This window comes from Actinoplanes sp. NPDC049802 (assembly GCF_040656595.1).
In the GTDB taxonomy this organism is placed as follows: domain Bacteria; phylum Actinomycetota; class Actinomycetes; order Mycobacteriales; family Micromonosporaceae; genus Actinoplanes.
Genome location: NZ_JBFAMR010000142.1, coordinates 1 through 9,841, shown reverse-complemented (window position 1 = coordinate 9,841; position 9,841 = coordinate 1). Strand labels below are relative to the sequence as shown.

Sequence of the window (9,841 nt, the reverse complement as noted above, 5' to 3'; positions counted from 1 at the left end):
TGCGGGCCCATCCTGACGTCACAATCATGATCGTCCCGCACGGCCATCTTCATGATCGACGCGGGTCACTCAGCTATCGCGCACCAAGTCGTAAGTTGGGCGCTGTCGCCGGCTGGATCGCCTGGCATGTTGGCTCCGACGGGCCAACTCTGCACCAGCTTCGGCAGCAGTTGTTGAAGACCGTGGCGACCGAGGTTGAGGACGAACACGGTGCCTCGGCCGACAACGAGGGCGTTCGTGCACGGTTCGAGCGTCTCAACGAACTATTGGAGAAGGCTCAGGCCGGTCAGCCCGAGACATTGCCGGTACGCGAGGTTCTCAAGATCTGGGGTTTCGATGACCGCGACAGCAGTACCACGGCGACGATCCAGGCCGACCTCGACAACCACGGCCTGACGACGATTCCTGACTTCCGCGCGGTGACCCTGGATCGTCCGGTCCGTATCGACGTGGTCACCGATGCCGTCCCGGAAGCGAGCCCGGTGGCGGAGTCGGTGCCGGTGAGTGAAGGCGAGGCGACTGCCGATATCGGGCTGACGCTGGGCAACCTTCTCGAAGACCATGTGCTGTGTTGGGTGCCGCCCACCGCCACCTTCGAGCGGGCCATCACCGCGATGCAGTTGGACGACTATTCACAATTGGCGGTCCTTGACAATGGCAACCTCATCGGTGCCGTTACCTGGAAGTCTCTCGCAGAGGCCAGGCACCACAACCCAGATGCACCATTCCATACGGCGATTGACCGGCACGCCAAGGTCTTCAACTACGACCGTCGGCTTCTCGACGTGATCGCAGACCTGCGCAACGACGGCTTCATCTTCGTCCGCGACCCTGAGGGCGCTGTTTCGGGCATCATCACCAGCGCCGACGTGGTGGACAAGTACCACGAGACCGCGGCGCCGTTCTTCCTCATCGGTGAGATTGACCAAGAGTTGCGGCAGGTCGTGCAGAACCTGCTGGAGGACGGTGTCTTCGAGAAGGTCGGGATGAAGACCAAGGCGCCGGACAAGATGACGATGTACGACTACCAGGAAATCCTTGCCAATCCCGACTGCTGGGCGCACCTCGGCTGGCCCGTCTACCAAGCGTCGTTCGTGGATCGTCTCGATCAGATCCGCAAGGTTCGAAACACGGTGGCCCACTTCAACCGCGATCCGGTCAAGCCCGCCGACGTGGAGCGGCTGCGCAACTTCCTCCGGCTGCTCCGGCGGTGCACCGATTAGCTGCGGACGTGAACAAATCTGGCGTAATCGGTATTGATCAGTACCCCGATCTGGCCCGGGGTTCCCCGGGTGCGTCTCGCCCTGAGTGGTCGTCGCGCCATTTGAGTTCAGACCTCGATCGTTGCCTGTGCTTACATGCAAACTGACTTGTAAGAATCAACGGATGTCATGTTGACCTCTGTTCGATCAGAAGGTCAGGTCCGGATGGTTCCGCTGACGTTGAAAGCCCTCGTCCCATTCGGCTACGTCTTCCCGGCCGGAGTGCTCTGCCTCGGTGTGGAGGCCGCCGGCGGCTTCGAGCACCGCAAACGACCCCGACAACCAGGTCCGCGACAAGGAGACCGGCGAGGTGCAGCTCTCCGGGTACGGCAAGGAGTGGATCGCCCACCGCAAGCTCCAACGGCGCACCCGCGAGAACTACGAGGACCTGTTCCGCCTGCACATTGAGCCGATCCTCGGCCGCCTGCCCCTCGGCGCCATCAAGCCGCAGACGATCCGCTCCTGGCGCGGCAAGCTCCTGGCCGGCGGCACCACCGAACCGCAGGCCGTGAAGGCGTACTCGCTACTGCGGGCCATCCTCAATACCGCGGTCCGGGAAGACGAGATCCTGAAGTAGAACCCGTGCCGGATCCCTGGCTACGACCGGTACCACACCCCGGAGCGCCCGGTCGCCACCGTCGCCCAGGTCCTCGCGCTCGCCGAGCGAATGCCGCCCCGATACGTGGCGTTGATCACGGTCGCTGCGTTCTCGGGCCTCCGCTGGGGCGAGCTGGCCGCGCTCCGGCGGTGCGACGTCGACGGGGCGGCCGGGACCGTACGCGTACCCAGGAAGTTGGCGGCCTTGAAGTCGGGCCTGGAGTTCGGCCCGCCGAGATCGGTGGCGGGCATCCGGGTCGTCGCTCTTCCGGCAGTTGCCCGCAGGGCCCTGGTGAGCCACCTGGCCGAGTTCACCGGCAAGGACCCGGAAGCGCTGATCTTCACCGGAGACAAGGACATGCCCCTCCGGACCGGCAACTTCCGGCGGGCGGTGAAGTGGTCGAAGGCGCTGGCGGACGCGGGGATGCCGGCAGGCTTCCACTTCCATGACCTCCGGCACACCGGCAACAACATCGCGGCGGCGAGCGGCGCCAGCACCCGCGAGTTGATGCACCGGATGGGCCACGCGAGCATGCGGGCGGCCCTGATCTACCAGCACGCCACCAACGAGCGGGACCGCGAGATCGCCGACAGCATGGACAAGCGGATCACCAAGAGCGCGAAGCGCAGTAAGCCGACAGCCCGCGGCGGCAAGCCGGGCAAACGCTGCCGGGACACCGACCCGGACGCCTAATGGGCACGCAAGATCATCCGGGCGGGTGAACGACGAAGGCCCAGGTCGGCGACACAGCCGCTGACCTGGGCCTTCTTGCGAGAGCGGGCGACGAGAATCGAACTCGCGTAATCAGTTTGGAAGACTGAGGCTCTACCATTGAGCTACGCCCGCGTGATCCCCGAGAAGCTCGGGGCTCGTGCACAGCTTACTGAATCATCTCCCGTCCGCGCGAACCGGATTCCCCAGCAGGTGACTCCAGCGCACACGCAGGCAAGCGGACCGCATACACTGGCCGTCGCCACGGGGTGTGGCGCAGCTTGGTAGCGCACTCGCTTTGGGAGCGAGGGGCCGTGGGTTCAAATCCCGCCACCCCGACTGACACCAACATCCGCAGCAACAAGGAGTACGCCTGTGAAGAGCACCGTCGAGACTCTGAGCCCGACTCGGGTGAAGCTCGCCATCGAGGTGCCGTTCGAGGAGCTCAAGCCGAGCCTGCAGAAGGCGTACCGGGAGATCGGCGCGCAGGTCCAGGTGCCGGGCTTCCGCAAGGGCAAGGTTCCGCCTGCCGTGATCGACCAGCGTGTCGGCCGGGGCGCGGTGCTCAACGAGGCCGTCCAGGAGGCGATCCCACAGCAGATCCTCGCCGCGGTCCAGGAGCACGAGGTCAAGACCCTCGGCCGCCCTGAGGTGGAGATCACCGAGTTCGCCGACAACGCGCCGCTGAAGTTCACGGCCGAGGTCGACGTGCGCCCGGAGATCACCGTGCCGGACCTCTCCGCGATCACCGTGACGGTTCCGGCCGTCGAGATCGGTGACAACGAGATCGATGAGCAGATCAACGGCCTGCGCGAGCGGTTCGCCACCCTGAAGACCGTCGAGCGGGCGGCTGCGGAGGGTGACTACGTTCAGCTCGACCTGAACGCGACGGTCGACGGCGAGGACGTCCCCGGCGGCTCGGCCACCAACATCTCCCACGAGGTCGGCAGCAAGCAGCTGCTCCCCGGCCTCGACGAGGTGCTCGTCGGCCTCTCCGCCGGCGAGGAGGCCACCTTCACCACGCAGCTCGTGGGCGGCGACTTCGCCGGTCGCGACGCCGAGGTGAAGGTCGTCGTGAAGACCGTCAAGGACAAGCAGCTCCCCGAGGTCGACGACGATTTCGCCCAGCTGGCGAGCGAGTTCGACACCCTCGACGAGCTTCGTGAGGACCTGCGCACCCGCCTCACCCGGGCCAAGAAGGTCGAGCAGATCTACGCCGCCCGTGACGAGGCGCTCAAGCAGCTCGTCGAGACGGCCGAGATCCCGGCGCCGGAGGGTGTCGTCAAGGACGAGGTCGAGGGCCGTAAGCAGGCCATGACCGACCAGCTGGAGCGGATCGGCGCGACCCTGGCCGACTACCTGGCCTCGGAGGACAAGACCGAGGAGCAGATCGACCAGGAGCTGACCGAGGCGGCCGAGGAGGGCGTCCGGATCCAGCTGCTGCTCGACACCGTCGCCGACGCCGAGGACGTCCAGGTCACCGACGACGAGTTCGGCCACGAGATCGTGCACCGGGCGCAGCGTGCCCAGATGCAGCCCCAGCAGTACTACGACCAGCTGGTGCGCTCGGGCGCCGCCGCCTCCGTCTTCGGGGACGTGCGCCGGGGCAAAGCGCTCGCGTCGGTCATGGAGCAGGTCACCATGAAGGACTCCGAGGGCAACACGCTCTCGCTGGACGACCTGCGCACCGAGGACGACCACGCGGGTCACAACCACTGATCTGAGTGCCTGGCCGGCCACCGCGCATCCCTTCCGGGTGCGCGGTGGCCGTTGTCATTTCCGGGGTACGGCGAAGCGATGCGCTGTCAGCGAACACCTGCCCGAGCGGGAAGCTGATGCGCATCCGACCAGTTAGGTTGGTCGTACGACGGACAACCTGCCGGCCGGCTCTCGGCCGACACAGCAAGCTGTGAAGGGCTGCCATGACCGATCTCCACCTCCCCACCGGGCCAGTGTCGCGGCGCGGGGGCGACGCCCTGAGTGGCAACCTCGACGACTCGGTCTTCAATCGGCTCCTGCGCGAGCGGATCATCTTCCTCGGCAGCGAGGTGACCGATGCGAGCGCCAACCGCATCTGCGCGCAGCTGCTGCTGCTCTCCGCCGAGGACCCGGAGGCCGACATCCACCTGTGGATCAACTCCCCGGGCGGCTCTGTCTACTCGGGTATGGCCATCTACGACACGATGCAGTTCATCGACAACGACGTGCAGACCGTCGCGATGGGCATGGCCGCCTCGATGGGGCAGTTCCTGCTCTGCGCCGGGACGCCGGGCAAGCGCTTCGCCCTGCCGCACGCCCGGATCATGATGCACCAGCCGTCCGGTGGCATGGGTGGCACCGCCGCCGACATCGCCATCCAGGCCGAGCAGATGCTCTACACCAAGCGGATGTTCCAGGAGCGGATCGCGTTTCACACCGGTCAGACTCAGGAGCAGATCGCGGCCGACTTCGACCGGGACCGTTGGTTCACGGCCGGGGAGGCCAAGGACTATGGCTTCATCGACAAGGTGATCACCGGGGCCACGCAGGTTCCCGACGGTGCCGGAACGCTGAACTGAGGAGCTGACCCATGACCGACCTTTCCATGCCTCCCGGGTTCGCTCCGGTGCACAACCGCTACGTGCTGCCCTCGTTCTCCGAGCGCACCTCGTGGGGCATCAAGGAGTCCAACCCCTACAACAAGATGTTCGAGGACCGGATCATCTTCCTCGGCGTGCAGGTGGACGACGCGTCGGCCAACGACGTGATGGCCCAGCTGCTGACGCTGGAGAGCACCGATCCGGACCGCGACATCCTGATGTACATCAACTCGCCCGGTGGTTCGTTCACCGCGATGACCGCCATCTACGACACCATGCAGTATGTGCGGCCCGACATCAGCACGGTGTGCCTGGGCCAGGCGGCCAGTGCCGCGGCCGTGCTGCTCGCCGGTGGCACCCCCGGTAAGCGGATGGCGCTCCCGCACTCGCGGATCATCATCCACCAGCCGGCCACCGAGGGCGGTTACGGTCAGGGTTCGGACATCGAGATCCAGGCCCGCGAGATCATGCGCATGCGGACCCAGCTGGAGGAGATGATTTCGCATCACTCCAACCAGCCGGTGGAGAAGGTCCGGAAGGACATCGACCGCGACAAGATCATGACGGCGGACGAGGCCAAGGAGTACGGGCTGGTCGACGTCGTCCTGGCCACTCGCAAGAAGAGCCTGCAGACGGCCGGCGTCTGACCGAGGGTCCGCGGTGTCAGGGGCCGGCTGGGCGAGCGCTAGACTGGCCGACCCCTGACACGCCCGTTTTGGGGGGTCGGAGAACAGCCCCTTTGCGGGTAACGTCGAGTCTGCAGCCTCAGTTACGCGGGTCGGCGGACGATTGATGGCAACGAGGCATTCCGTCCTCGCACAAGGTTCGGTCGACAGCCGGCCAATGAACGCAGGGAGAACGTAGGTGGCACGGATCGGCGACGGTGGCGACCTACTCAAGTGCTCCTTCTGTGGGAAGTCGCAGAAGCAGGTCAAGAAACTCATCGCGGGCCCTGGGGTCTACATCTGCGACGAGTGCATCGACCTCTGCAACGAGATCATCGAAGAGGAGCTGGCCGAGACCGGCGAGGTGAAGTGGGAAGAGCTTCCCAAGCCGATGGAGATCTGCCAATTCCTGGACAACTACGTCGTTGGCCAGGAGCAGGCGAAGAGAGCACTCTCCGTCGCGGTCTACAACCACTACAAGCGGATCCAGGCCGAGTCGAACGGTGCTCCCGGAGCGGGCAGCGACGTCGAGGTGGCCAAGTCCAACATCATGCTCATCGGCCCCACCGGTTGCGGTAAGACGCACCTGGCGCAGACCCTGGCCCGGATGCTCAACGTGCCGTTCGCGATCGCGGACGCCACAGCGCTCACCGAGGCCGGCTACGTCGGCGAGGACGTCGAGAACATCCTGCTCAAGCTCATTCAGGCGGCTGACTACGACGTCAAGCGCGCCGAGCAGGGCATCATCTACATCGACGAGGTCGACAAGATCGCCCGCAAGAGCGAGAACCCGTCGATCACCCGCGACGTCTCCGGTGAGGGTGTGCAGCAGGCCCTGCTGAAGATCCTCGAAGGCACGGTGGCGAACGTCCCGCCCCAGGGCGGCCGTAAGCACCCGCACCAGGAGTTCATCCAGATCGACACGACGAACGTGCTGTTCATCGTGGGCGGCGCCTTCGCCGGTCTGGACCGGATCATCGAGCAGCGGGTCGGGCAGAGCGGCGTCGGCTTCGGCGCCCGTCTCCGGTCGATCTCCGAGCGGAACACCGACGACATCTTCAGCAGGGTGATGCCGGAGGATATGCTCAAGTTCGGCCTGATCCCGGAGTTCATCGGCCGTCTTCCGGTCATCACGACCGTCCGCAACCTCGACCGTGACGCGCTCATCAAGATCCTCACCGAGCCGCGGAACGCCTATGTGAAGCAGTACCAGCGCCTCTTCGAGCTCGACGGCGTCGAGCTGGAGTTCGACGACGGAGCGCTGGAAGCCATCGCCGACCAGGCCATGCTGCGGGGCACCGGCGCCCGGGGCCTCCGGGCGATCATGGAAGAGGTCCTTCAGAACGTGATGTTCGAGGTCCCCAGCAACCCCGACGCCGCCCGGGTTCTCATCACTCGCGAGGTCGTCGTGGAGAACGTGATTCCCACGATCGTTCCACGCGAGTTCAGCGGGCGTCGTCGCCGTCCCGAGCGCGAGGAGAAGTCAGCCTGACCGGCTCTCCCTGAGTTCGTCCCACTCGCCGTCGCCCATCCCGGGCGGTGGCGAGTGTGCTTCTGCGGCTACGGGGGTCAACCCCCGGAAGCGTCGCGGGCGGACGAGTGCGTCTCCGCCGCCACGGCTACGACGAACGGCCGCGGGTGGCCGTACCCTTCGATCTATGCGCGTCGCCGTCTGCCAGCTGAACTCCCGCGAAGACCGTGCTCACAACCTGGCCGTGGCTCGTGATCTTCTCGATCGTGCCGCCGCCGGCGGCGCGAGGCTCGCGGTCCTTCCGGAGTATGCCGACTTCCTCGGCCGTTCCGCCGACGCGCCCGAACCGGAGGCCGTGGACGGCGAGTTCGCCACCTTCTTCGCGGCCGCCGCCCGGGAGCTCAACCTCTGGGTGCACGCCGGCTCGTTCCACGAGACCGGCCCCGACGCCGGCCGGACCTACAACACGTCGCTGGTCTTCGCGCCGGACGGCGCCCTGGCCGCCACCTACCGCAAGATCCACCTTTACGACGTGGAGATCGCCGGCCGCGTCTCCTATCAGGAGTCCCGCACCGTCGCCCCCGGCGAGGACCCCGTCGTAGCCGACGTCGACGGCGTGCCCACCGGCTTGACCATCTGCTACGACCTCCGCTTCCCGGAGCTGTACCGTGCTCTCGCGGTAGCCGGCGCCCGGATCCTGGTGGTGCCCGCCGCCTTCATGATGCACACGGGCCGTGACCACTGGGAGGTGCTGTTGCGCGCCCGGGCCATCGAGAACCAGTGTTACGTGCTCGCGGCCGGCCAGATCGGCGACCACGAGCCCGGCCGTACCTGCTTCGGCCGCAGCATGATCATCGACCCGTGGGGAACCGTCCTCGCGCAGGCCCCCGACACCGTCGGTGTCACCTTCGCGGACCTCGACCTGGAGCGTCTCGACACCATCCGTACCGAACTGCCCAGCCTCGCCAACCGGAGGATGGAGACCTTCCGGCTCCGCTGATCCGGACACCCGCCCGCCAGGTTCGGCACCGTGGTCGGGAGTTGATGTTCCCACCCGGCCGCACAGCGCCCGATCAGGTTCGAAGACGCGGCCGTCCAGGTCCGTTGTCCGGCACCACTTCGGCAACTACCGGGGCCGGTCCGCGGCCGCCCCGTTCCCCGATGGCTGTGCGCTTCGGCCGGCCGGCGCCCGCCGCGCACCTCTCCTGCCCACCGGCACAGACCAGTACGGGCCGGCGACTCCGGAAGCGTCGCGCCGAAAAGCCGACCACCCCGCGAATCCCCCTCCCACTTCGGCAGTCAGCCACTGCACTGGGGCGTCCCAACAAACGTCCCGGACAGCACGGTCCACTCCGGCTGGCCGTGAGCGCCGTGTCGCGGTCGCTGAGCCGGCCCTGGCGTGCAGCCGGGTTCCTTCGGTTGGTCGTGAGCGTCATGGTGCGCGTGGTGAGTCAGCCCTGGCGTGCAGCCGGGTTCCTTCGGTTGGTCGTGAGCGTCATGGTGCGCGTGGTGAGTCAGCCCTGGCGTGCAGCTGGGATCCTTCGGTTGGTCGTGAACGCTGTCTCAGGACGCACGAAGGAGCGCTGACGGCCGGCCGCAGAAGACCAGGCGCTGAGCGGACAGCCCCGCTGCGTTCAGCCTCCGGCCGCGGCGAAGGTTCAAGGTCAAACCATGCTCCGGTACGAGTGATGAGGCGCTGTCCGAGGTTGGATGACGGTGGGACGCCTTCGTGACAGGCGGTTGCGAGCCTGGTGGAAGGGCGCCGGCCGGCACTACCGGTGAGATGTATCCGGCGTCACAAACTGTCCACGAGGTAGCTCAGGGCGGTCAGGGCGAGGACCGCGCCGCCCGCGAGGAGCAGCGCGCCACCCATCCGGGTGGGGCCGCGCATCAGCAGTTTTCGGGTCGACAGCACGACCGTGACCAGCACAAGCAGGCCGATCGCCCACTGCCAGAGCGGGACGAGCAGGCCCAGGACCGCGTCGGCCGCCAGTGTCGGGGGAGTGGCCATGAGGCCACTCTGTCATGGGATCACTGCGCCGTGTGCAGGCTCGCCACTTCCGCGGGCATGAGCATCGATTTGCGGTCACCCGCACGGGTCGCGTAACTTTCTCTCTGCCAGCGGGAAACCGGTCGGATAGCCACGAAAGTGATAATCCGGAAGGTGCCTCGGGGGCGGTCGAGAGCGAGATATGCTCGAACTCGGCATCCGGGTGGTGCGGCAAAGATTCAAGAAATTGGATTTGCGGCCGCGACGCCAACCGGGTAGAGTGGCAAAGCCGGTGGGAGCCGGGCGGATGGATCACTCAGGTGATTGTCGGCCGGTCCATCAGAGCCACTTCCCGCATCGCGGGGAACATTTGGGCGTTGTCGACAGAGTCCCTGATTTTGTCCGGCGAAAACGACCAGATACTATCGAGCAGTTGCCTTGAGGGCGAGCTTTGACGGGCTCAACTTCGATGTGCGGTTGTTCTTTGAGAACTCAACAGGGTGCTTGATAAGCCAGTGCCAATTATGGCAATACCCCGGCCTGTCTTCGGATGGGTTGAGGATTC

The 9,841-nt window shown here is 66.2% G+C and carries 9 protein-coding genes and 2 tRNA genes; 9 read left to right on the top strand and 2 right to left on the bottom strand.

Going from position 1 to position 9,841, the window contains the following annotated elements:
* From AB0I88_RS40465 to AB0I88_RS40455, 3 genes are all read left to right on the top strand, one after another.
* Positions 1–1,223: CBS domain-containing protein (locus tag AB0I88_RS40465; RefSeq protein ID WP_361037473.1), on the top strand; the 1,223-nt coding region annotated here is incomplete at its 5' end.
* Between the two features lie 274 nt (positions 1,224–1,497).
* Positions 1,498–1,839: an N-terminal phage integrase SAM-like domain-containing protein gene (locus tag AB0I88_RS40460; RefSeq protein WP_361037471.1), complete on the top strand. Its 342-nt coding sequence runs from the start codon at positions 1,498–1,500 to the stop codon at positions 1,837–1,839.
* Positions 1,840–1,950: 111 nt separating this feature from the next.
* Positions 1,951–2,553 carry a site-specific integrase gene (locus AB0I88_RS40455; protein ID WP_361037469.1) on the top strand — a complete coding sequence of 201 codons (603 nt, stop codon included), beginning with the start codon at positions 1,951–1,953 and terminating at the stop codon, positions 2,551–2,553.
* 82 nt (positions 2,554–2,635) lie between these two features.
* Here AB0I88_RS40455 and AB0I88_RS40450 read toward each other — a convergent pair.
* Positions 2,636–2,706, bottom strand: a tRNA-Gly gene (locus tag AB0I88_RS40450).
* A gap of 130 nt (positions 2,707–2,836) precedes the next feature.
* Between AB0I88_RS40450 and AB0I88_RS40445 the strand changes: the two genes are divergently transcribed.
* From AB0I88_RS40445 to AB0I88_RS40420, 6 genes are all read left to right on the top strand, one after another.
* A tRNA-Pro gene (locus AB0I88_RS40445) sits at positions 2,837–2,910 on the top strand.
* A gap of 36 nt (positions 2,911–2,946) precedes the next feature.
* Positions 2,947–4,290: a trigger factor gene (gene tig / locus AB0I88_RS40440; RefSeq protein WP_361037467.1), complete on the top strand. Its 1,344-nt coding sequence runs from the start codon at positions 2,947–2,949 to the stop codon at positions 4,288–4,290.
* A 203-nt stretch (positions 4,291–4,493) separates the two neighbouring features.
* Complete coding sequence (locus AB0I88_RS40435; RefSeq protein WP_361037465.1) at positions 4,494–5,129, top strand: ATP-dependent Clp protease proteolytic subunit; 636 nt, start codon at positions 4,494–4,496, stop codon at positions 5,127–5,129.
* An 11-nt stretch (positions 5,130–5,140) separates the two neighbouring features.
* On the top strand, positions 5,141–5,797 hold the full coding sequence (locus tag AB0I88_RS40430) for an ATP-dependent Clp protease proteolytic subunit (RefSeq protein WP_361037463.1): 657 nt from the start codon (positions 5,141–5,143) through the stop codon (positions 5,795–5,797).
* Positions 5,798–6,014: 217 nt separating this feature from the next.
* Positions 6,015–7,307 (top strand): ATP-dependent Clp protease ATP-binding subunit ClpX, encoded by a 1,293-nt coding sequence (clpX, locus tag AB0I88_RS40425; RefSeq protein WP_361037461.1) that lies wholly within the window; start codon positions 6,015–6,017, stop codon positions 7,305–7,307.
* Between the two features lie 166 nt (positions 7,308–7,473).
* On the top strand, positions 7,474–8,286 hold the full coding sequence (locus tag AB0I88_RS40420) for a carbon-nitrogen hydrolase family protein (RefSeq protein WP_361037459.1): 813 nt from the start codon (positions 7,474–7,476) through the stop codon (positions 8,284–8,286).
* Between the two features lie 795 nt (positions 8,287–9,081).
* Here AB0I88_RS40420 and AB0I88_RS40415 read toward each other — a convergent pair.
* Complete coding sequence (locus AB0I88_RS40415) at positions 9,082–9,297, bottom strand: hypothetical protein (protein ID WP_361037457.1); 216 nt, start codon at positions 9,295–9,297, stop codon at positions 9,082–9,084.
* Between the last annotated feature and the right edge of the window lie 544 nt (positions 9,298–9,841).

Coding starts and splice junctions, on each gene's coding strand:
- AB0I88_RS40430 (WP_361037463.1), top strand. CDS start 5,141: ATGACCGACCTTTCCATGCCTCCCGGGTTCGCTCCGGTGCACAACCGC.
- AB0I88_RS40420 (WP_361037459.1), top strand. CDS start 7,474: ATGCGCGTCGCCGTCTGCCAGCTGAACTCCCGCGAAGACCGTGCTCAC.
- AB0I88_RS40415 (WP_361037457.1), bottom strand. CDS start 9,297: ATGGCCACTCCCCCGACACTGGCGGCCGACGCGGTCCTGGGCCTGCTC.
- AB0I88_RS40435 (WP_361037465.1), top strand. CDS start 4,494: ATGACCGATCTCCACCTCCCCACCGGGCCAGTGTCGCGGCGCGGGGGC.